The sequence below is a fragment of the Pseudomonas ekonensis genome, from assembly GCF_019145435.1.
Classification (GTDB): domain Bacteria; phylum Pseudomonadota; class Gammaproteobacteria; order Pseudomonadales; family Pseudomonadaceae; genus Aquipseudomonas; species Aquipseudomonas ekonensis.
Map to the genome: position 1 here is coordinate 2,510,672 of NZ_JAHSTS010000001.1, position 25,425 is coordinate 2,536,096.

Below are 25,425 nucleotides of genomic sequence, written 5' to 3' on the forward strand. Positions count from 1 at the left end.
CAGACCGACGCCCGATGCCTGCATCGGGCGTCGCGCAAGGCTTCCACCATTTCTGGGATATCGCCTTGCGCTCTTCGCTATAACCTTAGAAGCGGCCGCGAATTAGACTGGCGCGAAAGTAGTTCGCACCGCGATTTAAGGAAGAAAGCATGCAAGACATTTTCAGCATCAACTGGTTGCTCTGGCTGTCGACCATGGTGCCGCTCACCCTCAGCGCAGGCCCCGGCAACCTGATGGTCGCCACCTCCGGCGCGCAAAGCGGCGTACGCCGCTCGGTCTGGTTCATCGCCGGCCTCGACATCACCTATTTCCTGATCGCCGTGCTGGTGGGCCTGGGGCTCTACCACACGCTGATGAACCATCCGACGCTGGTCTGGGGCCTGCAGGTGGCGGGCAGCCTGTACATCCTGTGGCTGGGCGTGCGCCTGCTGCGCCGCCCGCTCAAGGCCCCCGGCGACAAGACCCTGCACCTGCAGTTTCGCGACGGCATCTTCGTGCAGCTGGGCAACGTGCAAGGGATCGTCATGCTGCTGGTGATGTTCTCGACCTTCCTGCCCGCCGGCGAGACCAGCAGCACGGTGGTGCTGATCCTCAGCGCCGCGCTGATTTCGCTGAACTTCTTCTCCCACGTCATCTGGGTCTCGATGGGCTCGACCGTGCAGAAACTGATCCGCTCGCGCCCCCGGTTGCTGGTGGCCCAGAACGCCGCGTTCGGCCTGATGCTGATTGCGGTCGCCGTGTGGATCTTCCTGCGCATCGGCCCGCTGTAAGGACTGCCCATGACTCACGCCCATGCCATCGTTTTCACCACCCCCGGCGCACCGGACGTCCTGGAGCTGCGCGAACTCAAGCTGCGCGCCCCCGGCGCCGGTGAGATCACCGTCGCCATCGAGGCGGCCGGGGTCAACTTCATCGATCTGCACCGCCGCTGCGGCGCGCTGGACGACGGCTCGCCGTTCCCCCGGGGCCTGGGCATGGAGGGCGCCGGCCGCGTCATCGAATGCGGGCCGCAGGTGCAGGGGCTCGCCCCCGGTGACCGGGTCGCGTTCGTCGACAGCTCGACGGGGAGCTACGCCAGCCACGCGGTGCTGCCGGCCGCACGGGCCATCCGCCTGCCCGACGGCCTGTCCAGCGAAGTGGCCGCAGCCCTGATGTTCAAGGGCTTGACCGTCGAATACCTGACGCACCGTTGCATACCGGTGGCCCCCGGCGACTGGGTGGTCTGGCATGCCGCCGCCGGTGGCGTGGGCAGCATCGCCACGGCCTGGCTGAGCGCCCGCGGCCTGCACGTCATCGGCCTGGCGTCGAGCGAAGACAAGAGACGTCAGGCCCTCGCCGGCGGCTGCGTGGCGGCCTTCGACGCCGAGGCGCCGGACACGCTCAGGCACATCCGCGAACTGACGGCGAACAAGGGCGTGCACACCGTGTTCGATTCCGTGGGGCGCGCCACGGTCGAGCTGTCGCTGGCGTGCCTGCGCCAACGCGGCCACCTGGTGTCGTTCGGCAACGCCTCCGGCGACGTGACCGGATTCAACCTGTCCCGCCTGGGGCAGATGGGTTCGCTGCACGTGACCCGACCGTCGCTGAAGCACTACATCGGTCAGGACAGCGAACTCGCCGAGGCCGCACAGCGCGTGCTGCGTGCCTTCTGCGACGGCGCCATCCGGGCGCCCGCCATCACGCGCCTGCCGCTGGCCGACGCCGCCGAAGCCCACCGCCGGCTGCAGGACCGGGAAACCCGCGGTTCCCTGATCCTCACGCCATGACCCTCCCGCAGAACGGCCGTCAGTGAATCGCGGCCGTTCTGCCGCTCAGCACTTGCGTCAGATAGTCCACCACCCGGTCGACACGGCCGATGCCCTGGGTCGCCTGATTGCGCAGCAGCCAGACCTCTGAGCTGTGCGTAGGGCCGTCGGCCAGCACCCGGCGCAAGCCTGACTGGTGCGCCACATAGACCGGCAACGCGGCGATGCCGAGATCGGCCTCGACGGCCTTGAGCTGACCGTTGAGGTTGGAGACGCGCATCCACGGTTTCTGTTCGCCGCTGACGTCGCTCAGCCACTGCGCGAGCGGCATGTACGCCATTTCCTCGGTCCAGCCGATCAGCCGGTGGCGCTTCAGGTCATCGACCGCCGCCGGCAGCCCGTGGGCGGCGGCATAGCCTTCGGAACAGAACAGCGCCTGGGTCAGCGTGCCGACCCGGCGCATGGTGAAGTTGCCGTTCTCGGGCCGGCGCAGGCGGACGATGATGTCGCTGTGGCTCTGGGTGAGCTTGGAAGACACGGCCGAATTGAAGAAGTCGAAGCTGATCTCCGGGTACTGCTCACGGAACTGCGCCAGCGCGGGAATGATCAGGTGCGTGCCCATCAGTTCCGGGCAGTCGATGCGCACCTGCCCGGCCATCCGTTCCCCCGGCTGCGACATCTGCCGCTCGATGAGCTTGAAGCGCTCTTCCGTCTCCAGTGCCAGCGGCAGCAATGCCCGACCGGCCTCGGTCAGGAAGTAGCCGTTGGTCTTCTTCAGGAACAAAGCGGTGCCGAGGGATTCCTCCAGCGCCGCGATTTTGCGGGACACCGTCGAAGCCGACACCTTGAGCGAGACGCCGGCCTCGGTCACGTTGTTCGATTTGGCGACGAAGATAAAAACTTTCAGATCATCCCAATCCATGTCGATGATTTACCCAAAAATGAAAAATCGATCCCCATGTATTTCTGTTCGAAATAACCAGAGGTCACGTTAAAGTTTTTTGCATGGAGCAAAACCCTAGAGGAAACATGGATGATACGTAACTCGATGCGCCCGCTTCCAGGGTTCATGCAGCCGTTCTTGAGTTGGCTGACCGCCAAGCCCCTGCCGGAGGACCTCGACCGGGTCCGGCCGCTCAAACCGATGCACCATATCATCGTCTCCGCCGGGTTGATCGGCGTCGGCGCGTTGCTGGCCGGTGCAGGCTACCTGCAAGGCAGCGTCTGGCTCTGGCTGCTGGGCTTCGTGCTGGCGACCGGCGGCATCAAACAGATGCAGGTGATGATCTGCCACAACTGCGCCCACGACATGGTCTTCCAGGACCGCGAGCGCAATCTGAAGGTCGGCCGGATCATTTCCGGCGTGCTGATGCTCAAGCCCTTCGACGTCTACAAGCACGAACACACGCTCCACCACAGTTCCAGGGCCCTTTTGACCGACGATGACGACACCCTGTCCTATCTCCAGGAAGTGGTGGGGCTCAGCCCGTCCGACAGCATCACCACCATGTGGACCAAGCTTGTGACCACCGCGCTGTCGCCGCTGGCCATCCTGCGGTCGTTCTGGGGCCGCGTGAAAGCCACCGCCGTGGCCGACAACCGCCGCGTCGCCCAATGGACGCTGATGTTCTGGATCGCCCTGGCCCTGCTGTCGGCCGCCCTCGGGCATTTCGACCTGTTCGTCATGGCCTGGGTGGTGCCGGTATTCGCCGGCTATCACATCAGCACCACGTTCCGCCTCGCCGCCGAGCACACCTGGCCCAGCGTGGACGTGCTGGAGCGCCGCGGCATCGACTTCATCTGCGAAAGCACGACCGGCGTGTTCATCGGCGAAGAACTGCGCCTGCCGCAAGACGCCGGCTTCATCCGCCGCCAGGCCCTGATCGCCCTGTGGCTGGTGAAGATGCTGTGCTTCCACCTGTTCGTGCGCCTGTTCGTGATGGTCGGCGACACGCCGTGCCATGACTTCCATCACCGCCGCCCGCGCTCCGCCGACTGGCCCAACTACATCACCGCCCGCGAGCGGGACAGGCTTGAAGGCTCCAAGCCCTTCCCGACCAACTACGGCGAAAACTGGGGCTACATCAATGCGGTGACCGCCAACTTCCGCAACTTCCAACGAGCACTTCCGTACTACGCCAACAGGACTGCAACCCAAAAAGGACTTTAAGGATGATGTTCAACAAAACCGCTCTGCTCGCCACCGTACCTTCCGACTCCCACAGCTGGAACCTGGTGTTCATGGAATTCCTGCTCAACGACCTGGGCTACAAGGTCGAGAACCTGGGGCCCAACACGCCCATGGACGAAGTGATCGACCGGCTCAACCGCAAAGGCAACGCGATCGTCGTGGTCAGCACCGTCAACGGCCACGGCTACCTCGAGGGCGCGGAACTGGCCAAGCGTGTGCGCAGCGAAACCCGTCACCAGGGCGGGCTGTACATCGGCGGCAAGATCTGCACCGAGAACGACAGCCAGACCATCGCCCGGCACAGCGAAACCCTGCGCACGGCCGGTTTCGATGAAGTGTTCGACGACAGCGTGGCCAACAGCTTCGATACCTTTCAGGAGCTGGTGACCGCGCAACTGAACCCGACGCACTTCCTGGAAAAACGGGTCGCCCGCTGACCCGTCCGCGCCCCCTACCGGTTTGATGAAAAGGTTTACCGCATGATCGACTTCAACACGCATGTCCTTGAACGGTTCGCCGAGCAAGGTCCGGTGCTCCAGCCGCGCATGGGCTTCAGCGACCCCGCCCGGATGCAGGCGGGGCTTGAGGGCGTGGCCGCCAGCCGCGCCAACACTGTGTGCACCATCACCCTTGATGCGTTCACCCGGGTGAACAACCTCGCGGCGGCGCAGCGGGCCATCGACAGTGGGTCGATGCTCAACGGCTATCCGATCGTCAACCACCCCGGCGAAGACACCCGTGCGATGCTGGAGCAGATCTACGCCCGCCACCGTCTGCCGGTGCAGATCCGTCACGGCTCTCCCGATCCGCTGCACATTTTCGAGCGGATGGTCGAGATCGGCCTGCCCACCACCGAGGGCGGACCGATCTCCTATTGCCTGCCCTACAGCCGCACGCCGCTGCGCGAGGCGTTCGGTCATTGGGAGAAAGCCTGTCGGGTGCTGGCCGACGGCGTCGAGCACAGCCACATCGAAAGCTTCGCCGGCTGCATGATGGGCCAGATGTGCGATCCGGCGATCCTGGTGGCGCTGAACATTCTCGAAGGCCTGTTCTTGCGTTCCCACGGTATCCGGACCCTGTCGTTCTCCTACGCCCAAGGCACCTCCCCGGTGCAGGATCGCGCGGCGGTGGCGGCGCTGCAGCAGCTGGCCAGCGAGTACTTCGCGCCGGGCAGCTACCACTTTGTGGGCTATGTGTTCATGGGCTTCTTCCCGCGCTCCCTGGGCGGGTTCTGCCGGATCACCAGCGATGCGCTGGCGATGATCCGCGCCACCGGCGTGCAGCGGGTGATCATGAAGACCCCGGTGGAATCACGCCGCATCCCCCGCATCGAGGAGAACATCGCGGCGCTGGAATACGCCGACTTCTGCCTGAACACCGAAGGCGAACTGCCGGACATCCCGTTCGATGCGCAAGAGCACGCCCGCGTCCTCGGCGCCGCCCGAAAGCTGATCGAAGGCACCCTCGCCCGCGACAGCGACCTGTCCGAAGCCATCCTCGATGCTTTCGCCGGCGGATTCCTGTCGATCCCGTACTGCCTGCATCCGGACAACCGGCGCAACGCCGGCACCGTGGTGACGGCCCAGAACTACTACCAAGGGTTCGACGGCGAACGGGTCGAGAATGCGTTCTCGTTCCTGGCGGCGCTGCGGCACAACATCCAGACCTACGACCGCGTGGCCTGACGGCACAGCGCTTTGCGTCCCCCCACAAACGCCCGATGCCCGCATCGGGCATTTTCTATTCGGGCAACCCGGCCAGGCGCAGCCCTTCGACGAACCGGGCGGCGTCTTCGGGGCGCTGGATCGGCAGCCAGTCCTTGAGCCTGGACACCTGCAGCGTCGGATCCAGCTCAAGCAGGCGCGCCATGACCGGCGCGGCCTTGTCCATCCGCCCGCTCAGCGCATGGCAGGCAGCCATCAACGCCACCGCCGGCAGCAGGCTGGGCAGATTGCCGACCGACTGTTCGGCATAAGCGGCCGCGATCTCGAAACGACCGGCGAAGAAATGGGCGATGGCCATGCCCACCTGCATGCGGAACATCTCCGGATCCAGGGGGCTGAGGCGCACCGCGTGCTCCAGGTTCTGGATGGCGGTGTCGGTCTCGCCGCGCAAGGCCCGCAGGATCCCGCCCAGGTACCACGCCGGGGCCAGGTTGGGGTTGAGCAGCCGGGCCCGGTCGAGCAAGGCGATGCCGCCGTCGACGTCGCCGGTCAGGTGGGCCAGCGCATGGCCGCTGCGGGTCAGGGCCACGGCGTCGTCGCGGCCCAGTTCCACCGCCATCCGCGCCAGCCGCGCCCCTTCGGCGATTTCCCCCGGCCGGTCGGTCATCCAGCCGTTGAGCTTGCGCCAGAAGTGGCACCAGGCGGCCATGCCGTAGGCGGACGCGAATTCCGGATCCAGCTCGATGGCGCGGTAGAACAGCGCGAGCGATTCGTCGATGGCCTCGCGGGTGGCGATGTGCAGTTTGGCCGTGGCGCGCAGGTAATAGTCGTAGGCATCGAGGCTGTCGGTGGGCTTGCGCTTGGCCCGTTCGATTTCCGCCCGCTCCAGCTGCGGCGCAATGGCGCCGACCACGCTTTCGGCGATCCGGTCCTGCAGCTCGAAAATGTCGTCGAGCTGGCCCTCGAAACGCTCGGCCCACAGATGCGTGCCGCTGCTGGCATCGATCAGCTGGCCGGTGATGCGGACCTTGTTGCCGCTTTTGCGCACGCTGCCTTCAAGCACGTAGCGCACGCCCAGTTCCTGGCCCACGCTGCGGGTGTCCACCGCCCTGCCCTTGTAGGTGAAGCTGGAATTGCGGGCGATGACGAACAGCCAGCGCAGGCGTGACAGCGCAGTGATGATGTCTTCGGCCATGCCGTCGGCGAAGTAGTCCTGCTCGGGGTCGCCGCTGAGGTTCTGGAACGGCAGCACGGTGATCGAAGGCTTGTCCGGCAGCAGGAGCGCCGGGCGCGGCGGGGTCGGCAGCGTGTCGGCGGGAACCTCGGGGTCGTCGCTCGGCCGGATCTCGCCGACGAAGCGGTAGCCCTTGCGCGGCACGGTGCGCACCAGGCGCTGGTGCTCGCCGGTGTCGCCGATGGCCTTGCGCACCGCGTTGATGTGGCTGGTGATGGTGGACTCGGAGACGACCCGGCCGCTCCACACGGCATTGAGCAGTTCGTCCTTGCTCACCACCCGGTCGCGGTGGCTGATCAGTTGCAGCAGCAGATCGAAGACTTGCGGCCCGACGGTCACGGTCTGGCCGCGTTGGGTCAGGTCCCGGCGCTCTGGGTCGAGCACGAAGTCTTCAAACTTGAATGGCACGCTGGCGGTTCCCTGGTCGGACGCCCCCGGGCGGGTTGTCCGGGCTGGCAATGGGTTGGGTTCTCAATGGTACGGCAGAGTGTGCGCTGCCGCACCGGTCTGCGCACCGCCCACGGCAGATTGGACGGTTTGGACGAAAATCCACGCTCGGGCCAAGGCAAATCCAAGGCCCGGGCAAAGATTCGGATCCCCGTCGCAGGCATCCTCGAAGCACATCGACAGCAATGGTTGCGGTCGGCAAGCGGAGAGACGCCATGAAGATTGTCGTTATCGGAGGCACCGGCCTCATCGGATCGAAACTTGTGAAGAACCTGCGCGAGCGCGGCCATGACGCGCTCGCGGCCTCGCCCAACACCGGCGTGAACAGCATCACCCGCGAAGGCCTGGCCGAAGCGATGGACGGCGCCCAGGTGGTGGTCGACGTGTCCAACGCGCCGTCCTGGGAAGACCAAGCGGTGCTGGAGTTCTTCGAGACCTCCACCCGCAACCTGTTGGCCGCCGAGGCCGCCGCCGGGGTTCGCCATCACGTGGCGCTGTCGGTGGTGGGCAGCGAGCGGCTGCCGGACAACGGCTACTTCCGCGCCAAAGTGGCGCAGGAGAACCTGATCAAGGCGTCCGGCATGCCCTACAGCCTGCTGCGGGCCACCCAGTTCTTCGAATTCGTCGGCGGCATCGCCCAGTCGGCCACGGTCGGCGACGAAGTGCGCCTGTCGCCTGCGCTGATCCAGCCCATGGCCTCGGACGACGTCGCCGCCGCGCTGACCGACGTGGCGCTGGCCGCGCCGAGCAACGGCACCCAGGAAGTCGCCGGCCCCGAGGCCTTGCCGCTGGATGAGCTGGTCCGGCGCTTCTTCCGCGTCACCGGCGACACCCGCAAGGTGATCCCGGACGTCCACGCGCGCTATTTCGGCGATGAACTGGACGACCAGTCGCTCACCCCCGGCGGCGCCAACCCGCGCCTGGGCCCGACCCGTTTCGAAGACTGGCTGGCGCAATCGACCGCGTCGGCTGCGCGCTGAACGCGCACTCACCCTCATCGATAGGAGCACTGCCATGTTTAGCCGAATCCTGTTGGCCGCCACCCTGGCGGCCGTGTCGGTCACCGCTGCCTCGACGGCCTCGGCGGCCGAGCCGCAAGCGGGCAAAGTCACCGTGGTGTTCGACCGCGCCCTGCCCAACGTGCCGGGCAAGACCATGAAGGGCGTGCTGGTGGAATACGCGCCGGGCGGGTCTTCGCCTGCGCACTTCCATCCGAAGTCGGCGTTCATCTATGCCACGGTGCTTGAGGGCGCCGTGCGCAGCAAGGTCGGCGATGCGCCGGAGAAGGTCTACAAGGCCGGGGAGCACTTCGTCGAGCAGCCGGGCGACTTCCACGCCGTCAGCGCCAACGCCAGCGCCACCGAGCCGTCCCGCCTGCTGGCGGTGTTCGTGCTCGACAGCACCGAGGGGGATCTGGTCCGGCCGGTGAAGCCGTAAACGCGCCCTTTCACCCGTCAGCCTCCGGCGCACTTGCACCGCCGGAGGTGTTGACGTTCGCGTTCGTCAGGCGCGCACCTTGCTCAGTAAGGATTGCAGCGCTGCGCCACCGCCGTGGCCTGGTCGACATAAGGCCGTGCCGGCTCAAGGTTCCACTCCGGCTTGTCGCGCACGGGCTTGCCGTCGAAGGTGGCCGCCAGGTGGCAGACCAGCTGACGGCGCAACGAGCCGCCGTTGACGCTGTACTGGCGCCATTGGTCGTCGTTCTTATGCTTGTTGTACAGCTCGGCGAACATCCGGTCGGTCTGGTTGTCCTTGATCGCCCGGCCGCACGCGGTGGGCACCACCTGCAGCGACCAGGTGTCCGGGCCGAGCTTGGGGTCGGGCCGCTTCACCCAGGTGCTGGACTCGATGTATTTGTCGCAGTACTTGGGTTCAGGCACCGATGCGGTCTGGATGCAGGAGAACGTCGCCTTGGCCACCGGCGTCTTGGGGAAGTCGATCTTGACGATGTTGCGGTCCTTGCCGGTCTTGTTCTTGTAGTCCTTCTGGTTGGCCAACGCGTCGTTGAGGCCGCGCTGGTCGCTGTAGAAGAAGGCCAGGATCGGCAGTTCGTCGGTCTTGGGGTTGCCCAGGCGCAGTTCGGTCTGGGTCTGGAACTCGCGGCTGTTGATCACCCGCCGCGAGCCCATGAAGTTCTGGAACGCGGTGACCCGCTCCTGGCTGCTCATGGGGTTGCGCATGTTGAAGCCGCACTGCAGTTGGTCCTGCTGGCGGTTGTTGTTGAACTTGGTGAAGTGCGCGACCCACGCATTGACGTTGGTGATCGGCGGCGCCATGGACTGGCACACCGCTTCGGTCTGGGTGGTGTTCTTGTTGTTGCCGCAGCCCCGGTCGTCGCGAAAATCGGTCCAGGCGTCGTTGGGGAACGCGCAGTAGATGTGCACCGGGTTCTCGGGGTCGCGCACCAGATCCACCGGCGTGATGAGGTAGCCGTTCTGGGTGCTCATCCCGGGGTCCTCGTAGCTGATGCCGTCGGCGCGCATCCATGAGGCGGCGAACGTGCCCAGTTCCTGGGCCTTGGGGCTGGGGTTCCAGACATCCCATTGCTGCCCTTTCGCCGGATCCGCCCGGTGGGTGCCCCGGACCAACAACCCAGAACAGTCCGACGCCGGATCCCTGCCGCAACTGTCGACGGTGTTGTTATAGAGCGTTTCGACTTTCCTCAGCGTCTCCGCGCAGGATTCGGCCTTCACCGCTGCCGCTTGCAGGCACAGCGGCAATGCCAGCAACGGTGCGATCCTGTCCCAACGAGTCTTCATGACGTGCTCCTTTCCCTTTTGCGAAACCTGTTTGCCGAACCTATCGCGCCACCGGATTGCAGCCCGCCGCGCGCGTGTCGCCGTCCGACAGCGCGGGCCGGAACGGCTCCAGGTTCCACGGCGTCTTGCTGCGGTAGTTGACCAGCACGCAGTTCAGTTGCCCGCGCATGCTGCCGGCGGATTTCTCGTTGTCGCGCCACTGGCTGTCGCCGCCGCGCAGGGCAAACAACTGGTCGTACAGGGCGCCGGCCTGCTCGTTGGGCAAGGCCCGGCCGGCCGCGGTCGGCACCACGCTCAAGGTCCATTCGTCCTGGCGGGTGCCCGGGTCGTAGCGCTTGACCCAATCGGCGGACGCGATGTACTGCACCGTTCTGGCCGGCACGGGATTGCACCCGGCCTTGGCCGCTTCCTGCGGCGTGACGACGGGGCGGAACGGCTCCAGGTTCCATTCGGTCTTGCCCGGGTAGTGCTGCACCAGGCAACTCAGTTGCTGGCGCATGCTGCCGGCGGCCTTCTCGTTGTCGCGCCACTGGCTGTCGGCGCCGCGCAGGGCGAACAGTTCCTGGTAGACCGCCTCCTGCGCGCTCGCCTGGCTCGCCTTGCCCTGGGCGGTGGGGACGACGTTGAGGGTCCATTCGTTTTTCCCGGTGCCGGGGTCATGACGCTCGACCCAGGTGGCCGACGCGATGTACCGGGCAGGTGGCGTCACCGGGGTCGGCTGGCCGTTGCCGGCGGCGTCCAGGTCAATCGCCTGATCGGCGGCGACATAGCTGAAACGCTGCTCCGGCGGCTTGGTGAAGTCCAGCCGCAGGATCGGCACGCTGTAGCCCTGGGCCTGGAGCTTCTTCTGGAAATTGCGCGCGCTGTTGAGGCCGTTCTCCGGCTTCGGCGGCGCCTGGTCGCCCCGGGTGGCGAAGTTCTGCGTGCTGTTGACGTTGTAGATGAACGCATCGATGTACTTCATGTTTTCGCTGCCGTCGTTGCTGGCCGAGGCATTCTTCAACATGAATTCGTTGACCTGCGCGCTGAAGGCGAACGGGTCTTTGTTGGTGGTCTTCACCCGCGATTCGTGGACGCGGATCATGGCGTTCCAGTCGTCGGGCCTTTCGGCGTTCCAGGAGCACTGGTCGTACTGGATCGGCCCCTTGAGCAAGCCGGTGTAGCGGGCCGTCCACTGCGCGGCGGTGCTCACGCCGGCTTCGGCGCAGGTGCCGTAGGCCAACGCCGCGTTGCGGTTGTCCATCGCGGCCTGAGCCTTGCGCGGCGGCTCCTTGCTGTCGAAAAAGCCGCAACCGTACCACTTGCGCTCCGGCCCCGTGCCGCCGTCGAACGCGTAGATGCACGTCCAGCCCTGCTCCTTGACCGGCAGCTGCAGGTCCATCGAATCGGTGGGCGTGCGCAGGATGAACCCGGCCGGATGGATGAGGATGCGCGTGCTCAGGTCCTTGCGGATCCACGAATAGGAGGTCGCGCCGATCTTGATCGCGTACGGGCTGTAGTCCCACGGGTTGAACGGCCCGTCGTTGACCATGCGCAAGGTCACGCCGCTGCAGTAGTAATGCCCGCGGGCAGCGCCGGTGTCGGGCTCCTGGCAGGCGTCCTTGAGGGTGTTGTAGTTGCGGTTGATGCGGTTCAGGGTCTCGACCGGATCGAGCACCGTCTGGGCCGCCGCGCCGCAGGCCAGGGTAAGGGAACACACGAGAGCGAAAGACGAACGCAGGGCTGCGCGCATGGCCGACGACTCCTTGTCGTGGGAGGTGAAACGTCCTTGGGGTTGAGCGTAGATAGGCTGGTGTTTGCGGTCAAACCAGTGAACCGCAAATGTCGTCCGCTATGGCTTTGCAGGGATTTCCTTTTCGCGCTCCTGCTCGACCAACGCTTTGGCGTACGCCTTTATGGTCTGGTATTTGGGAAACAGCCTGTCCCGAAGCACCGCCTCCAGATCGGATCGTTGATGGTCGAAATAGAACACGAATTCGCTTCTGATCTCTCTCAGTTCGACGAGCATCAACCGGTACGTATTCTTTTTGGTCTCGACCCCGAACAACGTGTCCATCGCCGTAATGACGGTCGTCGCAACGCCCAAGATCAGCAGCCAATTCACGGTCGGGGCATCGGGTTCGGCGTCAGTCCAGCCGGACACCAGCGTCACCGCGGATGCCACAAGGATCAGGCCTATCCGGAATGAGTAATAGACCAGCCTGTAGGTGTCAGCCTTGCTGTCGATCCTGTCTATGTCTCGCTGGAGTTGCGCATAAAACTTGTGGTCTATCGACGGATTCTTCATTTCTCAGGTCCCTTGATGAGTTCCGGCACGGCGATGAATCCAACGCAAGCTGAAGCATAGGCCAGACTTCGGCCTGCTCTGTGCCTAAACGATTTCTGGCTGAGGCTAACGGCCCGAGCGACTATAGTTCACACCTGAGACAGCGTTGAAAGACTGGAACGCTGCCCCCCGCTCGACGATGGAAGATCCAAGCCCACACCATCAGGAACCCCACGATGAAGGACGCATCAACGGATCTTGGAAGACAAATCGACACCGCCATGAAGTTGCTCTCGCTCTCGGCAAAAGTGGGGCTTCTGGTGGGCGGCGGCTCCATCGTCGGTTATCTGCTGATGAACGGGCATTACCCCCAAGGCGTCTCCCTGGGCGATGGATTGCTGTTTCTGGTGTCGGCGTTTTCCTTCGGCATCGTCTGCCTGTACTTCTCGATCTCCATCACGGCGGTCGGGATTCTGCTGTCGCCGATCCTCGCACCCGCCGTGAGGCTGGCCGTCCGGGTCGTGAACGTATTCAGGGAGCAGAAGATCGCTTCGCCCGTCACGCGGCAGAAGATCGGGTTCCCGGCGGTGTTCTTCGGGTTCTGCGGACTGGCCATCATCTATTTCCTGGCGCGACGGAGCCTGATCGATCACCTGCCCCTGATCGTGCTGCCGTTGTTCCAATGCATCATGTATGCGGCGCTCGTGGAGCAGAACGAGAAGATGCGGCTGGCAAAACTTCAGGCCGAGCCTGATCCGCAAGAAAACCAGCCTTCACCCGACTTGCACCACCTCAGGAAATCCAGGGCCATCCTGGCGGGCATCATATTGGTCGTCCCGATTTTGATGGGCGGCGTGACATCCGATCTGTTGCAGTTGGCCATGACCTTCGCAAAGATCCGCATCGACCACGCGACCATCCTGGTGAAGGCCCCCTACTCCAACCTGCTGCCGAACCCGAAAGAGTCAAAGATCGACAACTTCAAGACCTTCGAAAAGGCCACTGTGATCTTCAGGGGCGTCGGCAACACCACGCTCATCGAAATGCGCACTCCCGACACGGCGACCCGGCTGGAGATCCCGAACGACTCGATCATCATCGAGCGCACGGCGAAGATCGCGCCGGACGCCAAAATCGCTGAAGGCAATCTTTAGCGCTTAAAGTCCCGGCGAGCTGCCCTTGCCTGCCCTGGCGATGCCAGCCACTGATAGGAATAGGCAACCCTCAAAGACAAACCGGCATAGGTCACTCTTGCCTCATTCCCTACCATGGGCTCCACGCCAACACACCGGAGCCCTACCATGCCAGTCACCAAAACCCTCTTCATCACCGGCGCCAGCAGCGGCTTCGGCCATGCGCTGGCCAAGGAAGCGCTTGCCGCCGGCCACCGTGTCATCGGTACCGTGCGCCGCGAGGCGGACTTGCAGGCCTTCGAGGCCCTGTCGCCGGGCAATGCCCATGGCGTGATCCTGGATGTCACCGACTTCGACCGGATCGACGCCGTCGTCGCCGAGACCGAAACCGCCTTCGGCCCGGTCGATGTGTTGGTCAACAACGCCGGCTACGGCCACGAAGGCGTCTTCGAGGAGTCGCCGCTGGAGGAGATGCGCCGTCAGTTCGACGTCAACGTGTTCGGCGCCGTGGCGGTGACCCAGGCGTTCCTGCCCTGCTTCCGCCAACGCCGCGCCGGGCGCATCCTCAACATCACCTCCATGGGCGGCACGATCACGATGCCGGGCATCGCCTATTACTGCGCCAGCAAGTTTGCGCTCGAAGGCATCTCCGATACCCTGAGCCAGGAACTGCGCCCGTTCGGCATCTTCGTCACCGCCGTGGCGCCCGGCTCGTTCCGCACGGACTGGGCCGGCCGCTCGATGCGGCGCACGCCGCGCAGCATCGCCGACTACGACGCCAGCTTCGACCCGGTCCGCAAGGCCCGCGAAGACAAGAGCGGCAAGCAGCTCGGCGACCCGCAAAAAGCCGCGCAAGCAATGTTGCAGGTCATCGACGAACCGACGCCGCCGGCCCACCTGCTGCTGGGCAGCGACGCCCTGAACCTGGTGCGCGACAAGCTCAAGCGCACCGCCGACGAGATCGACCGATGGGAAGCCCTGACCCGCTCCACCGACCATTGACCCCACGGCAGGAGGTCCGCCCATGACCCCGCACGATGCAGACACCCGGCACATGGTGCGGCTCATGGAGAAACTGGCTCCGGTCGAAGGCTACAACCTCAGCGCGCTGGATGACGTGCGTTTCCTGCGCTCGAACCGGCCGCTGACCCGCACGCCGGTGCTGTACGACCCCGGCATCGTGATCCTGTGCCAGGGGCGCAAGCGCGGGTATCTGGGCGACGAAGTGTATGTCTACGACGCCAGCCACTACCTGGTCGTGTCCGTGCCGGTGCCCTTCACCATGGAGACCGACGCCAGCGAAGAGGAACCGATGCTGGCGGTCTACATGCGCCTGGATCTGCGCCTGGCCAGCGAGCTGATGCAGCAGGTGGACGAGGTGCACGGCCCGAGCCAGGCGCCGCCCAAAGGCATGTACGCCTCGCCGATGGACGATTCGCTGCACGCCTCGACGCTGCGTTTCCTGGAGGCCATGAGCGTGCCGGGCGAGGCTTTGATTCTGGGGCCCTCGCTGGTGCGGGAGATCTACTACCGCATCCTCACCGGCGCCCAAGGCGGCTCGATGCGCGCGGCGCTCGAGCGCCAGGGGCATTTCGGCAAGGTGACCCGTGCGATCCGCATGATCCACGCCTGCTACCCGCAGCATCTGGACGTCGAGCGACTCGCCCGGGAAGCGAGCATGAGCGTGCCCAACTTCCACCTGCACTTTCGCAACGTCACGGACGCCTCGCCCATGCAGTACCTCAAGTCCACGCGCCTGCATCAGGCACGGCTGCTGATGCTGCGCCACACCATGACCGCGTCGGCGGCGGCTTTCGCCGTCGGCTACGAAAGCGCCTCGCAGTTCAGCCGCGAGTTCAAGCGCTTCTTCGGCAGGACGCCGCTGGCCGAGATCCAATGGATGAAAGCGACGTATGCGCTGCCGGCGCCCGTTTCGCCTTCGATCTATGTGTCGTCGCACTAGAGACCAGTCCCGCGAAATGCCTGCCTGCGCGCGCAACGGACTTGCAACCTCGCCGGATTCTCATCAAGGTGGAGCGTCCGGCAACCAGGCAGTTTCGCGATGACCTCCTCCACCCACGACCCGAGCGCCAACGACTGGATCAACATCCGCCGCGACCGGGACACCGGCATCGAAAGCGTGCATGCGCACTTTCAGGGCCACGCCTACGAGCCCCACGACCACGACGAGATGCTGGTGGGCGTGACCCAGCAAGGCGTGCAGCGCTTCAGTTGCCACCGTTCGCTGCACACCAGCACGCCGGGCCGTTCGATCCTGATCGAGCCCGGCGCGGTGCATGACGGCCATGCGCCGGAGCCGGAAGGCTTCACCTACGCGATGCTGTACCTGCCGCAGACGTGGGTCGCAGGCATGACCGACCGCCTCGGCCTGGGCGATGCTTCGGCTTTGGAAGCGGCGTTCCGCAGCACCCTGGCCGACGACTCGCAGCTCAGCGCCTCGATCCAGCAAGCGTTCCTGGCCATCCACAATGAGGAAGGCCGGCTGGCCCGGGACCAAAGCCTGGATCACCTGATCGGCATGCTGGCCCGGCACATCTACCGGCCGACGCCTTCCGGCAAGGCCGATGCCGACTTTGAAATGCAGCGGGCCCGGGAATACCTGCACGCCCACCTGTCCGACGACATCGGCCTGGACGAACTGGCGATGCATTCGGGGATCGACCGTTTCCGTCTGACCCGCCAGTTCAAGCGCGCCTTCGGCCAGACGCCCCACGCCTATCTGGTGCGGCTGCGCTTGCGGGCCGCGCGCATTCTCCTGGCCAGCGGCCAGGCGCCGGTAGACGTGGCCGCCGCCGTGGGCTTCGCTGACCAAAGCCATTTGGGGCTGTGGTTCCGCCGTGCCTACCGGCTCACCCCGGCCGGCTATCAGCGCCAGTGCACAAACCTTACAGACCGGGAAACCGCCCGCCTTCCATGATGCAGGCTCCAGACTGACGGAGCCTTCCACTCATGTTCGATACCAAAATCGCCTTCATCGTGCGCAACGACCTGGCCGCCTGGCAGCGGATGAACGTCGTGGCGTTTCTCGCCACCGGCATCGCCTCGGCCGCACCCGACATCATGGGCCAGCCCTACATCGACGCCAACGGCCACCGCTACGGCAACATGGCCGGCCAGCCGATGCTGGTGTTCGAAGGGGATCTGGCCGGCCTGCAAAAGGCCCACCGCATCGGCCTTGAGCGCGAGCTCACCCTGCTGCCCTATGTGTTCCCGATGTTCTCCACCGGTTTCGACGAAGCCAACCGCGAGGTGTTCCGGGCGCAGGATCCGCACAACCTGGACCTGGTCGGGATCGTCCTGCGCGGCTCGAAAAAAGCCGTGGACAAGGCCATCAAAGGCCTGTCGCTGCACGCCTGAGCCCTTCCCTTGCGACCTTTCAAACGGTGTTCAACGATGTTCGATCCTTTTGTTGCGGCAGACCGACGCCCCGCCCCCTTCAACCTCCGCCGACGCGGTGCGCGCCGATGAGCGCCTCGACCTTGCTCGGCTTCTGGGCCTTCGCCCTGGTGTTCGTGATCGTGCCCGGCGCCGACTGGGCCTATGCGATTTCCGCCGGAGTGCGCGGCCAAGGCGTCATTCCCGCCGTGCTTGGCCTCCTGACCGGCTACACCGTGCTGACCGTGGTGGTCGCCGCCGGCCTGGGCGTGCTGGTGGCGGCCAACCCCAGCCTGCTGACGGCGCTGTCCATCGCCGGCGCCCTGTACCTGTGCTGGCTGGGGGTCGGCATGCTGCGCAGCCCGCCGGCCTCCATCAAAGTGGACGACGCGACCGGCGCACGGCGCGGGATGGACTGGTACGTAAAGGGCACCCTGGTCAGCGGCCTCAACCCCAAGGGGCTGCTGTTCTTCGTCGCGTTCCTGCCGCCGTGGACGTCCGCCCAGGCCAGTTGGGGCGTCCCTGCGCAGTTGCTGGCCCTGGGCCTGGTCTACACCGCCAGTTGCTCGGTCATCTACACGCTGGTGGGGTTGGGCGCAGAACGCACGCTGCGGACGCGGCCCGATGCGGCGCGGCTGATCGGCCGGGTGTCCGGGGTGATCATGCTGGTGCTGGCCGCCTCGCTGCTGTACCGGGAGCTGCCGATGGGCTGATCGCGATCCTTGTGTGACCTGTCCGACCGACCGCTGGTCAGGCCCGCCCGCTGCGCTCGTCGGGCGGGCCGATTTTTTGCCCGCCGGTGTTGGCAGCCGTCCATTCCGGATCTATACCAGCCAATGAGCGAGGGCCCCTTGCAATTTGTGCCGAGACCCTCCATCTGGGGGTGGTTGCTTGCTCGTCGAGCTTCTAAGATCGAGCAACCGGTATCCCATGAACACTGTTTCGAGGAGAACACCATGGCACGCACGACCCCCATCAACCGCTACCGCAACCTGGGCATCGTCGCCCACGTTGACGCGGGCAAGACCACCACCACAGAGCGGATCCTGTTCTACACGGGTCTGAGCCACAAGATGGGTGAGGTGCACGACGGTGCCGCCACCACCGACTGGATGGTGCAGGAACAGGAACGCGGCATCACCATCACGTCCGCCGCCGTGACCACGTTCTGGAAAGGTTCGCGCGGCCAGTACGACAACTACCGCGTCAACATCATCGACACCCCCGGCCACGTGGACTTCACCATTGAAGTGGAGCGTTCGCTGCGGGTGCTCGACGGCGCGGTCGTGGTGTTCTGCGGCACCTCCGGCGTCGAGCCGCAATCCGAGACCGTGTGGCGCCAGGCCAACAAGTACCATGTGCCGCGTGTGGTCTACGTGAACAAGATGGACCGCGCCGGCGCGGACTTCCTGCGCGTCGTCGGCCAGATCAAGAACCGCCTGGGCCACACCCCGGTGCCGGTGCAGCTGGCCATCGGCGCGGAAGAGAACTTCCAGGGCCAGATCGACCTGATCAAGATGAAGGCCATCTACTGGAACGATGACGACAAGGGCACCACCTACCGCGAGGAAGAGATTCCGCCCGATATGGTGGAGCTGGCCAACGAGTGGCGCAACAACATGGTCGAGGCCGCCGCCGAAGCCAACGAAGAGCTGATGAACAAGTACCTGGACGAAGGCGACCTGTCTCCCGAAGAGATCAAGGCCGGCCTGCGCGCCCGCACCCTGGCCAGCGAGATCGTGCCGGCGGTGTGCGGCTCGTCGTTCAAGAACAAGGGCGTCCCGCTGGTGCTCGACGCGGTGATCGACTATTTGCCGGCGCCCATCGAGATTCCGTCGATCAAGGGCCATCACCCGGACAGCACCGACGACAACGAGATCATCGACGAACGCCACGCGGACGACGACGAACCGTTCTCGGCGCTGGCGTTCAAGATCGCCACCGACCCGTTCGTGGGCACGCTGACGTTTGTGCGGGTCTACTCGGGTTTCTTGAGCTCGGGCGACTCGGTGATCAACTCGGTCAAGGGCAAGAAAGAGCGCGTCGGCCGGATGGTGCAGATGCACGCCAACCAGCGCGACGAGATCAAGGAAGTGCGCGCCGGCGACATCGCCGCGCTGATCGGCATGAAGGACGTCACCACCGGGGACACCCTGTGCGACATCGACAAACCGATCATCCTGGAGCGCATGGACTTCCCTGAGCCGGTGATTTCGGTGGCCGTGGAGCCCAAGACCAAGCAGGACCAGGAAAAGATGGGCATCGCCCTGGGCAAGCTGGCCCAGGAAGACCCGTCGTTCCGCGTCAAGACCGACGAAGAGACCGGCCAGACGATCATCTCCGGCATGGGCGAGCTGCACCTGGACATCCTCGTCGACCGCATGAAGCGCGAGTTCAACGTCGAGGCCAACATCGGCAAGCCGCAGGTGTCGTACCGCGAGAAGATCACCAAGAACAACGTCGAGATCGAAGGCAAGTTCGTCCGCCAGTCCGGCGGCCGGGGTCAGTTCGGTCACTGCTGGATCCGCTTCTCGCAGCCGGACGTGGATGAGAAAGGCAACATCACCGAAGGCCTGGCGTTCACCAACGAAGTGGTCGGCGGCGTGGTGCCGAAGGAGTACATCCCGGCGATCCAGAAAGGCATCGAGGAGCAGATGAAGAACGGCGTGGTCGCCGGCTATCCGCTGATCGGCCTGAAGGCAACGGTGTTCGACGGCTCGTACCACGACGTCGACTCCAACGAGATGGCGTTCAAGGTCGCGGCCTCCATGGCCACCAAGCAACTGGCCCAGAAAGGCGGCGGCGTGGTGCTGGAGCCGATCATGAAGGTTGAAGTGGTCACCCCCGAGGACTACATGGGTGACGTGATGGGCGACCTGAACCGGCGTCGCGGCCTGATCCAGGGCATGGAAGACTCGGTGTCCGGCAAGATCATCCGCGCCGAGGTGCCGCTGGGCGAGATGTTCGGTTATGCGACGGACGTGCGCTCGATGTCCCAGGGGCGTGCGAGCTACTCGATGGAGTTCTCCAAGTACGCCGAAGCGCCGCCGAACATCGTCGAAACGCTGGTGAAGAAACAAGGCGGAGCCTGATGTGACCCAAGCCGGAGCCTCCTGAAAGGGAGCTCCGGCTTTTTCATGCCCGGCCTTCCCTCACGGCTCGGCGAACGCCTGCTCGATGAACGCCTCCAGTTCCCTCTCCTCCAGCAACTCAATCGAAAACTGCCCGAAGCGTTTCGGCAGCCAGAGGATCCGCGTCCCGCTCGGCGACTGGAGGTTGTCGCGGGTCAGCGGCCGGCCGTTCTCGTCCTCCGGCTGCACGCCGCTGGCGACCAGTTCATCGTAGGCCGCCTCGATGTCCGGCGTGGAATAGCAGTGGCGGTAGATCGTGCCCTCGCCCTTGGCGTCCATCAGGTCTTTGAGGTTGCCGGCGAACGGCTGCACCAGCATCAGGCGTTCGCTGCCGAACCGCACGACCGCATAGCGCACGTGCAGGCCGCCGCGCTGCCAGTCGAGAGTCTTGGAGATGCGGGCGTTGAAGACCTTGGCGTAATAGCGGCAGGCTTCGTCGAGGTCGGCGACGAGCACATCGATGTGGCTGAACTTGAGATCCAAGGGCTGCTCCCTGCGCAGTGGCGTGAAGCTGACGTTGTACAGAATCCCGGCGAACGGATCCACGGTCCGGCGCAACAGCCACTATGCTCACTGAACCCGAACCCGCATGGACGCCGCCAGCCTCTTGCCCCAGGAGCCGGCCCACCATGAACACCGCCACCCTGCTGACCCTGCTCGCCGTCACGCTCGCGCTGGCCGCAGGCTGCTCCGACAAAAAGGCCAACATCCGCTACGCCGCCGCCCAGACCGGCTCCAACTGCTACGCCAAGGCCCTGCCCACGTTGGGCGAAGGCGGCCTGGCCTGGGGCGACACCTTGAGCATGGCTCGGCAGAAATCCATGGCCAACTGCATGCGTTATGCCGGCCGCTCCGGCGGCACGCCGGACACCTGCCAGGTGGTGCTGGCCGGTTGCAAGGACTGAGCGCTTCCGCCCTCTGACCGAAAAAGCAAAATCCCCATGTGTTTCCTTCGTTCTTAAGGGCGTCGCACTGTTCCCTGCCCGTTCGTCTTGCCTGGAGTTGCCCCGATGCCCTCGCCCAAATCCCTGCCCACCGCTTTGCTGGGCCTGGCCCTCGTCTGTCCGGCCATGGCCGACGCCGAGGGGATGGAACTGGGCCAGGTGGTGATCGGCGCCGAAGACCGCAGCGGCGAGGACCAATCGGTGGAGGACGCCAAGGCCCGGCTGGCCGAGGTGCCCGGCGGAACCAACGTCGTCGATGCGCGGCGCCCGTTGCAGGGCCGGGTGGCCAGCAACCAGGACGTGCTGGCCTACCAGCCAGGGATCTACGCCCAGTCTTCGGGCAACGAAGGGGTCAAGGTGTCGATCCGCGGCTCCGGCATCAACCGCGCACCGGGGGCCCACGCTTCGGGGCTGTACGCGATGCTCGACGGCCTGCCGCTGACCGGCCCCGGCGGCACGCCCTATGAGTTGCTGGAGCCGCTGTGGCTGGATCATGTGGAAGTGCTGCGCGGCGCCAACGGTTTCGACCGGGGCGCCCTGGCGCTGGGCGGCGCCATCGATTACGTCAGCCACACCGGCTACGACTCGCCGCTGCTGCAGGTGCGCTATGCCATGGGCAGCCATGGCTACATCCAGCGCCAGGTCAGCTCCGGGCAGGTGCTGGGCAACCTGGATTACTACATGGCGGTGACCGGCGCGCAGTCCGACGGCTATCAGGACCACACCGCCAGCAAGAGCCAGGGTGTCATCGCCAACGTCGGCTACCGGTTCAGCCCGAACCTGGAGACCCGTATCTATCTGCGTCACCGCGAGACCGACAACGACCTCGCCGGCCGGGTGACCAGGCACGCCATAGAGCACGACCCGCGCGCCGCCAACCCGGCCTACGTGACCCGCAACGACAGCCGCGACGAACCGGGCAGCACGTTCTTCGGCAACAAGACCACCTGGTACATCGACGACGATTCGAGCCTGCAGACCGGTCTGGTCTATCACGACTACCCGATGGACCTGCGCGAAGGCCCCAACCGCCTGAAGGTGGCGTACACCGACGTCAGCGGCACGCTTGACTACAAGCGCCGCGACACCCTCTGGGGCCTGGAAAGCCGCAGCAACGTGGGCCTGCGTGTGACCAAGCACCTGCCCAACGCCGGCGCCACCGAACTGGTGCGCATCCCCACCGGCAACACCGCCGGCTACGCGCCGGGCACCCATATCCGCGACTTCACCTACCAGGGCTCGGACACCGTGCTGCACGCCGGCAACGACCTGGAGATCGCCGACGACCTGTGGCTGACCACCGGCCTGGCCGCCATCTACACCCGCCGCGAAAGCGCCGTGACCTACCCCGACGGCGGCGGCAAGACCAGCCTCGGCGACTGGGACTACGCCCCGCGCATCGGCCTGCGCTACCAGCTGACGCCCGACCTGCAACTGTTCGGCAACCTCAGCCGTTCGGTCGAGGCGCCGCACCCGTGGTCGCTGATCTACAGTTCCAACGTGCGCTTCCCCGCCGGCAGCGGCGTGGCCACCGGCGCCCAGCGCGACCCGGTCAAGCTGCAGAACCAGACCGCCACCACCCTTGAGCTGGGCGGCCGGGGCGACGCCGCCATCGGCCAGTGGAGCCTAGCCTGGTACTACGCCCAGGTGCGCCACGAACTGCTGTCGGTGCTGCCGGACGCCAACGCCACCACCCCTTACGAACTCAACGCCAGCCCCACCGTGCACCAAGGGGTGGAAGCCGGTATGCTGAGCGACCTGTGGACGGCCGCCGACGGTGGCCGGTTGAGCCTGCGCCAGAGCTACACCTTCAGCGACTTCCACTACCGCGACGACGACCGTTTCGGCGACAACCGCCTGCCGGGCCTGCCGATGCACTTCTACCAGGGCGAACTGCGCTACGACTGGCCGCAGGGCTTCTTCGCCGGCGTCAACACCCAGTGGGCCTCGAAGGTTGCCGTGGACTACGCCAACAGCTATTACGCCGACCCGTACGCGATCTTCGGCGCCACCGTGGGCTACAACGCGCCCAAGGGCGACTGGCAGACCTGGCTTGACCTGCGCAACCTGACCGACAAGCGCTACGCCGCCACGGTCACGCCGGGCTACGACGACAAGGGTCTGGACGTGGCGCGCTCCACGCCGGGCGAAGGGATGGCGATGTATGTCGGAGTGTCGTGGAGCCTGCGCTGAGGTCTGGCGGGGTCGCGCAATGCCTAGGGGTAACGGCTCGCCGCCGCAAAACCCGCAGGATCGAACCGCTCCGACGTGTCCATCCGGACATTGCGCAAGGGCGCCGTGGCGAGGTGGGACGCGTAGAGGACTTCGGCGCAATAGCCGATCAACAGCGTGCGGCGGCGTGCGCCCGTCACGTTCAGGCTGCCGGCGTGCACCAGGTCGGCATCGAACACCAGCATGTCGCCGGCGCTGCCGCACAGTTGCAGCGACCGCGACTCGTCGCTGAAGTCGAACGGCGCCGCGCCAGGTTCGGGCCGGTGGCTGCCGGGGACGATCCGCGTGGCCCCGTTCTCATGCCCGTAGTCATCCAGGAAGGCCAGCGCGTTCACCCGGTCACCCGGCCTCTGCGCCGAGAGGTCGCGGTGCAGCACTTGATGGCCGCCGCCGGCCAGCGGCTCGCGCCCCTCGACCTGCGAAAGGAAGAACCGCTCGGCGATCAACGCTCCCGCCGCCGCCAGCACCGCCGGCAGACGGCACACGGCCAGGACCGTCGGGTCGTCATCGAGCAGCGAATGCCGCCAGTCCCAGCCGCGGGGCACGGGCCATTGCTCCGAAGGCCTCACCTGCGCGTCGAACGTGGCGCGCAGTTCGTCCAGCCATTCACCGGGGATCGCCCGACGGAGCAGGACATAACCGTTCTGGTGGAGTTGCTCGCGGTCGGTCATGGCGTGCTCGAATCCTTTCGTTCAATGGGCTCAGTGAACCAGCGTAGCTGCGCCAACCCCCACGTCGAGCGCCAGCCTATGCCAGCAGTTCGGCAATCCAGCGCGCCTGCCGTTCGATTTCCCCGGTCTTCTCTTCGGGCACCGACTGGCGAGCCCGGGCGAAGTGGCTCAGGGTCTGTTGCCGGCGCCGCAGCGTGCGCTGCCATTTGTCCAGGAAGGCCGGGCTGCGGGCCTGCATCTGCAACGGGCCGAAGTACAGCTCCCGGTCACTGTAGGCCGGTGCTTCGCCGCGTTCGGCGACGATGATTTCGTAGTCGAAGCGGTTTTCCCGCAGCACTTCTTCGTGAAGGATCCGGTAGCCGTTGTCCATCAGCCACAGCCGCAACGGCTCTTCGCCGCCGTTGGGCTGCAGGATCAGGCGCTCCCGGCCGTTCAGCCGCGCCTTGCCGCTGTCGAGGATGTCGCGGATCGTCTCCCCGCCCATGCCGCACAGGCTGATTGCGGTGATGCCGTCGTTCGGTTCGATGGCCTCCAGGCCGTTGGCCAGGCGCACGGTGATGGATTCGTCCAGGCCGTTGTCGCGCACGGTGCGTTCGGCGGCATGGAACGGCGTGCGCGCCACTTCGCCGGCCACCGCCGCCGCAATCGCGCCACGGCGCATCAGCGCCACCGGCAGGTAGCCGTGGTCCGAGCCGATGTCGGCCAGGCGTGCACCTTGGGGCACCTGGGCGGCGACGCGTTCAAGGCGCATGGACAATGTCTGTTCGTTCAACGGCGGTTCCTGTTCACCAGCGGAATCGGCCCGGCGGCCCGATCGGGACGCGATTGTGTCGGGCCGCGTCGTACATTTCAAATCCCGGCGACGGAACCGATGGCTATGAATGGCAACAGGCAGGCACCGACCTGCTGCTGGTGACGATTGCCACAGGCCTGATCTACGAGGTGCTGCACGACGTGCTGGATTGAGCGCCGGCCTCAAGACAGGTCTGTGCCCGGCGGGTGACGGCGTCGATATAGGACGCATCGCCGTAGACCCGCGCCAACAGGATCGCCCCCTCGTAATCCGCCACCCACTGCCGGGCGGTCTGCAACGCTTGCGCTTCGTCCAGGCGCCCCGCGAGCAAATGCGCGAAGGCCTTGGCCCATTCATCGAAGAACGCGCGGATCGGCACCATCAGCTCGTTTTTGCCGTAAGTCGCATCCACCGCCACCACGCCCATCAGGCAACCGATGGAGTCGTCCTGAAACAGCCTCGCCGCCTTGCGCCCCATCTTGCCCAGACGCTCTTGGGGGCTGAGCTTCTCATCGTAGGCCACGGCGAACAGCATCTGGCGGATGCCCTGGTGCGTCCACTCCAGCACGTCGCGCAGCAGCGATTCCTTGTTCGGGTAATGGTGATAGAACGACGCCTTGGTGAATCCGCAGGCGGCGGCGAGCACGTCCATGGTGGTGCCGTGGTAGCCCAGGCGCTTGAACGTGCCGGCGCAGCGCAGCAGCAGTTCCTCTCGGGGGATTTTCAACGGTCGCACGGGGAATTCCTGATCAGGATCACTGGCGCTGATTCTATGACATAAGCCTGCCCTGCTCAATTTGACGGTAACCAACCGTTCGT

25 protein-coding genes and 1 pseudogene are annotated in these 25,425 nt (G+C 65.5%); 17 read left to right on the forward strand and 9 right to left on the reverse strand.

Annotated features, from left to right (window positions below; translation table 11 throughout):
• Nucleotides 1-149 precede the first annotated feature (149 nt).
• Nucleotides 150-770, forward strand: coding sequence for a LysE family translocator (locus tag KVG96_RS11040; protein ID WP_217892081.1), 621 nt, complete (start codon nucleotides 150-152; stop codon nucleotides 768-770).
• Nucleotides 771-779: 9 nt separating this feature from the next.
• On the forward strand, nucleotides 780-1,766 hold the full coding sequence (locus KVG96_RS11045) for a quinone oxidoreductase family protein (protein ID WP_225927246.1): 987 nt from the start codon (nucleotides 780-782) through the stop codon (nucleotides 1,764-1,766).
• Nucleotides 1,767-1,785: 19 nt separating this feature from the next.
• Here KVG96_RS11045 and KVG96_RS11050 read toward each other — a convergent pair whose 3' ends face one another.
• A complete protein-coding gene (locus tag KVG96_RS11050) occupies nucleotides 1,786-2,667 on the reverse strand; it encodes a LysR family transcriptional regulator (RefSeq protein ID WP_217892082.1) in 882 nt (293 codons plus the stop codon).
• A gap of 111 nt (nucleotides 2,668-2,778) precedes the next feature.
• Here KVG96_RS11050 and KVG96_RS11055 point away from each other — a divergent pair, with 111 nt between their 5' ends.
• The 3 genes from KVG96_RS11055 to KVG96_RS11065 are packed head-to-tail and all read left to right on the forward strand — an operon-like array spanning nucleotide 2,779 to nucleotide 5,621.
• Nucleotides 2,779-3,915: a fatty acid desaturase gene (locus KVG96_RS11055; protein ID WP_217892083.1), complete on the forward strand. Its 1,137-nt coding sequence runs from the start codon at nucleotides 2,779-2,781 to the stop codon at nucleotides 3,913-3,915.
• 2 nt (nucleotides 3,916-3,917) lie between these two features.
• A complete protein-coding gene (locus KVG96_RS11060) occupies nucleotides 3,918-4,373 on the forward strand; it encodes a cobalamin B12-binding domain-containing protein (RefSeq protein ID WP_217892084.1) in 456 nt (151 codons plus the stop codon).
• 42 nt (nucleotides 4,374-4,415) lie between these two features.
• On the forward strand, nucleotides 4,416-5,621 hold the full coding sequence (locus tag KVG96_RS11065; RefSeq protein WP_217892085.1) for a methylaspartate mutase: 1,206 nt from the start codon (nucleotides 4,416-4,418) through the stop codon (nucleotides 5,619-5,621).
• Between the two features lie 55 nt (nucleotides 5,622-5,676).
• Here the strand turns inward: KVG96_RS11065 and KVG96_RS11070 are convergent, their stop codons facing one another.
• Nucleotides 5,677-7,242 carry a winged helix-turn-helix domain-containing protein gene (locus KVG96_RS11070; RefSeq protein ID WP_217892086.1) on the reverse strand — a complete coding sequence of 522 codons (1,566 nt, stop codon included), beginning with the start codon at nucleotides 7,240-7,242 and terminating at the stop codon, nucleotides 5,677-5,679.
• A gap of 254 nt (nucleotides 7,243-7,496) precedes the next feature.
• Between KVG96_RS11070 and KVG96_RS11075 the strand changes: the two genes are divergently transcribed.
• Nucleotides 7,497-8,261: an SDR family oxidoreductase gene (locus KVG96_RS11075; protein ID WP_217892088.1), complete on the forward strand. Its 765-nt coding sequence runs from the start codon at nucleotides 7,497-7,499 to the stop codon at nucleotides 8,259-8,261.
• Between the two features lie 34 nt (nucleotides 8,262-8,295).
• On the forward strand, nucleotides 8,296-8,718 hold the full coding sequence (locus KVG96_RS11080) for a cupin domain-containing protein (protein ID WP_217892089.1): 423 nt from the start codon (nucleotides 8,296-8,298) through the stop codon (nucleotides 8,716-8,718).
• 83 nt (nucleotides 8,719-8,801) lie between these two features.
• Here the strand turns inward: KVG96_RS11080 and KVG96_RS11085 are convergent, their stop codons facing one another.
• The 3 genes from KVG96_RS11085 to KVG96_RS11095 form a co-directional block, all read right to left on the reverse strand.
• Nucleotides 8,802-10,040, reverse strand: coding sequence for a DUF2599 domain-containing protein (locus tag KVG96_RS11085; RefSeq protein ID WP_217892090.1), 1,239 nt, complete (start codon nucleotides 10,038-10,040; stop codon nucleotides 8,802-8,804).
• Between the two features lie 40 nt (nucleotides 10,041-10,080).
• Nucleotides 10,081-11,772: a DUF2599 domain-containing protein gene (locus KVG96_RS11090; RefSeq protein ID WP_217892091.1), complete on the reverse strand. Its 1,692-nt coding sequence runs from the start codon at nucleotides 11,770-11,772 to the stop codon at nucleotides 10,081-10,083.
• A gap of 99 nt (nucleotides 11,773-11,871) precedes the next feature.
• Nucleotides 11,872-12,327: an SLATT domain-containing protein gene (locus tag KVG96_RS11095; RefSeq protein ID WP_217892093.1), complete on the reverse strand. Its 456-nt coding sequence runs from the start codon at nucleotides 12,325-12,327 to the stop codon at nucleotides 11,872-11,874.
• Nucleotides 12,328-12,542: 215 nt separating this feature from the next.
• Here KVG96_RS11095 and KVG96_RS11100 point away from each other — a divergent pair, with 215 nt between their 5' ends.
• The 7 genes from KVG96_RS11100 to fusA all read left to right on the forward strand — a co-directional run bounded on the left by KVG96_RS11100 (nucleotide 12,543) and on the right by fusA (nucleotide 19,927).
• Nucleotides 12,543-13,460, forward strand: coding sequence for a hypothetical protein (locus KVG96_RS11100; protein ID WP_217892094.1), 918 nt, complete (start codon nucleotides 12,543-12,545; stop codon nucleotides 13,458-13,460).
• A 147-nt stretch (nucleotides 13,461-13,607) separates the two neighbouring features.
• Nucleotides 13,608-14,441 carry an oxidoreductase gene (locus KVG96_RS11105; protein WP_217892096.1) on the forward strand — a complete coding sequence of 278 codons (834 nt, stop codon included), beginning with the start codon at nucleotides 13,608-13,610 and terminating at the stop codon, nucleotides 14,439-14,441.
• Nucleotides 14,442-14,463: 22 nt separating this feature from the next.
• On the forward strand, nucleotides 14,464-15,402 hold the full coding sequence (locus KVG96_RS11110) for an AraC family transcriptional regulator (RefSeq protein WP_217892097.1): 939 nt from the start codon (nucleotides 14,464-14,466) through the stop codon (nucleotides 15,400-15,402).
• Nucleotides 15,403-15,501: 99 nt separating this feature from the next.
• The gene (locus KVG96_RS11115) at nucleotides 15,502-16,377 is read left to right on the forward strand and encodes an AraC family transcriptional regulator (RefSeq protein ID WP_217892099.1); all 876 of its coding nucleotides are present in this window, start codon (nucleotides 15,502-15,504) and stop codon (nucleotides 16,375-16,377) included.
• Between the two features lie 32 nt (nucleotides 16,378-16,409).
• The gene (locus tag KVG96_RS11120; protein ID WP_217892100.1) at nucleotides 16,410-16,817 is read left to right on the forward strand and encodes a DUF2000 family protein; all 408 of its coding nucleotides are present in this window, start codon (nucleotides 16,410-16,412) and stop codon (nucleotides 16,815-16,817) included.
• A 107-nt stretch (nucleotides 16,818-16,924) separates the two neighbouring features.
• Complete coding sequence (locus KVG96_RS11125; protein WP_217892101.1) at nucleotides 16,925-17,548, forward strand: LysE family translocator; 624 nt, start codon at nucleotides 16,925-16,927, stop codon at nucleotides 17,546-17,548.
• Nucleotides 17,549-17,791: 243 nt separating this feature from the next.
• The gene (fusA, locus tag KVG96_RS11130; RefSeq protein WP_217892103.1) at nucleotides 17,792-19,927 is read left to right on the forward strand and encodes an elongation factor G; all 2,136 of its coding nucleotides are present in this window, start codon (nucleotides 17,792-17,794) and stop codon (nucleotides 19,925-19,927) included.
• A gap of 60 nt (nucleotides 19,928-19,987) precedes the next feature.
• Here fusA and KVG96_RS11135 read toward each other — a convergent pair whose 3' ends face one another.
• Nucleotides 19,988-20,449 (reverse strand): VOC family protein, encoded by a 462-nt coding sequence (locus tag KVG96_RS11135; protein WP_217892104.1) that lies wholly within the window; start codon nucleotides 20,447-20,449, stop codon nucleotides 19,988-19,990.
• Nucleotides 20,450-20,595: 146 nt separating this feature from the next.
• On the opposite strand from KVG96_RS11135, the gene KVG96_RS11140 reads away from it, so the two are divergent.
• Together KVG96_RS11140 and KVG96_RS11145 are read left to right on the forward strand one after the other, a co-directional pair.
• Nucleotides 20,596-20,871: a hypothetical protein gene (locus KVG96_RS11140; RefSeq protein WP_217892105.1), complete on the forward strand. Its 276-nt coding sequence runs from the start codon at nucleotides 20,596-20,598 to the stop codon at nucleotides 20,869-20,871.
• Between the two features lie 105 nt (nucleotides 20,872-20,976).
• Entirely contained in the window at nucleotides 20,977-23,103 is a 2,127-nt protein-coding gene (locus tag KVG96_RS11145) for a TonB-dependent receptor family protein (RefSeq protein ID WP_217892107.1), read from the forward strand.
• Nucleotides 23,104-23,126: 23 nt separating this feature from the next.
• On the opposite strand, the gene KVG96_RS11150 is transcribed toward KVG96_RS11145, so the two are convergent.
• Both KVG96_RS11150 and KVG96_RS11155 read right to left on the reverse strand, forming a co-directional pair.
• Nucleotides 23,127-23,813: a phytanoyl-CoA dioxygenase family protein gene (locus KVG96_RS11150; protein ID WP_217892109.1), complete on the reverse strand. Its 687-nt coding sequence runs from the start codon at nucleotides 23,811-23,813 to the stop codon at nucleotides 23,127-23,129.
• A 76-nt stretch (nucleotides 23,814-23,889) separates the two neighbouring features.
• Entirely contained in the window at nucleotides 23,890-24,585 is a 696-nt protein-coding gene (locus KVG96_RS11155) for a tRNA (adenine(22)-N(1))-methyltransferase (RefSeq protein ID WP_302471299.1), read from the reverse strand.
• A 98-nt stretch (nucleotides 24,586-24,683) separates the two neighbouring features.
• On the opposite strand from KVG96_RS11155, the pseudogene KVG96_RS11160 reads away from it, so the two are divergent.
• Nucleotides 24,684-24,779 (forward strand): annotated as a pseudogene (locus KVG96_RS11160) (RcnB family protein); the annotation flags it as partial.
• On the opposite strand, the gene KVG96_RS11165 reads toward KVG96_RS11160, so the two are convergent.
• Nucleotides 24,749-25,342 carry a TetR/AcrR family transcriptional regulator gene (locus KVG96_RS11165; protein WP_217892111.1) on the reverse strand — a complete coding sequence of 198 codons (594 nt, stop codon included), beginning with the start codon at nucleotides 25,340-25,342 and terminating at the stop codon, nucleotides 24,749-24,751. The pseudogene KVG96_RS11160 and the gene KVG96_RS11165 overlap by 31 nt on opposite strands.
• Nucleotides 25,343-25,425 lie beyond the last annotated feature (83 nt).

Coding starts and splice junctions, on each gene's coding strand:
- KVG96_RS11040 (WP_217892081.1), top strand. CDS start 150: ATGCAAGACATTTTCAGCATCAACTGGTTGCTCTGGCTGTCGACCATG.
- KVG96_RS11045 (WP_225927246.1), top strand. CDS start 780: ATGACTCACGCCCATGCCATCGTTTTCACCACCCCCGGCGCACCGGAC.
- KVG96_RS11050 (WP_217892082.1), bottom strand. CDS start 2,667: ATGGATTGGGATGATCTGAAAGTTTTTATCTTCGTCGCCAAATCGAAC.
- KVG96_RS11055 (WP_217892083.1), top strand. CDS start 2,779: ATGATACGTAACTCGATGCGCCCGCTTCCAGGGTTCATGCAGCCGTTC.
- KVG96_RS11060 (WP_217892084.1), top strand. CDS start 3,918: ATGATGTTCAACAAAACCGCTCTGCTCGCCACCGTACCTTCCGACTCC.
- KVG96_RS11065 (WP_217892085.1), top strand. CDS start 4,416: ATGATCGACTTCAACACGCATGTCCTTGAACGGTTCGCCGAGCAAGGT.
- KVG96_RS11075 (WP_217892088.1), top strand. CDS start 7,497: ATGAAGATTGTCGTTATCGGAGGCACCGGCCTCATCGGATCGAAACTT.
- KVG96_RS11080 (WP_217892089.1), top strand. CDS start 8,296: ATGTTTAGCCGAATCCTGTTGGCCGCCACCCTGGCGGCCGTGTCGGTC.
- KVG96_RS11085 (WP_217892090.1), bottom strand. CDS start 10,040: ATGAAGACTCGTTGGGACAGGATCGCACCGTTGCTGGCATTGCCGCTG.
- KVG96_RS11090 (WP_217892091.1), bottom strand. CDS start 11,772: ATGCGCGCAGCCCTGCGTTCGTCTTTCGCTCTCGTGTGTTCCCTTACC.
- KVG96_RS11095 (WP_217892093.1), bottom strand. CDS start 12,327: ATGAAGAATCCGTCGATAGACCACAAGTTTTATGCGCAACTCCAGCGA.
- KVG96_RS11100 (WP_217892094.1), top strand. CDS start 12,543: ATGAAGGACGCATCAACGGATCTTGGAAGACAAATCGACACCGCCATG.
- KVG96_RS11105 (WP_217892096.1), top strand. CDS start 13,608: ATGCCAGTCACCAAAACCCTCTTCATCACCGGCGCCAGCAGCGGCTTC.
- KVG96_RS11110 (WP_217892097.1), top strand. CDS start 14,464: ATGACCCCGCACGATGCAGACACCCGGCACATGGTGCGGCTCATGGAG.
- KVG96_RS11115 (WP_217892099.1), top strand. CDS start 15,502: ATGACCTCCTCCACCCACGACCCGAGCGCCAACGACTGGATCAACATC.
- KVG96_RS11120 (WP_217892100.1), top strand. CDS start 16,410: ATGTTCGATACCAAAATCGCCTTCATCGTGCGCAACGACCTGGCCGCC.
- KVG96_RS11125 (WP_217892101.1), top strand. CDS start 16,925: ATGAGCGCCTCGACCTTGCTCGGCTTCTGGGCCTTCGCCCTGGTGTTC.
- fusA (WP_217892103.1), top strand. CDS start 17,792: ATGGCACGCACGACCCCCATCAACCGCTACCGCAACCTGGGCATCGTC.
- KVG96_RS11140 (WP_217892105.1), top strand. CDS start 20,596: ATGAACACCGCCACCCTGCTGACCCTGCTCGCCGTCACGCTCGCGCTG.
- KVG96_RS11145 (WP_217892107.1), top strand. CDS start 20,977: ATGCCCTCGCCCAAATCCCTGCCCACCGCTTTGCTGGGCCTGGCCCTC.
- KVG96_RS11150 (WP_217892109.1), bottom strand. CDS start 23,813: ATGACCGACCGCGAGCAACTCCACCAGAACGGTTATGTCCTGCTCCGT.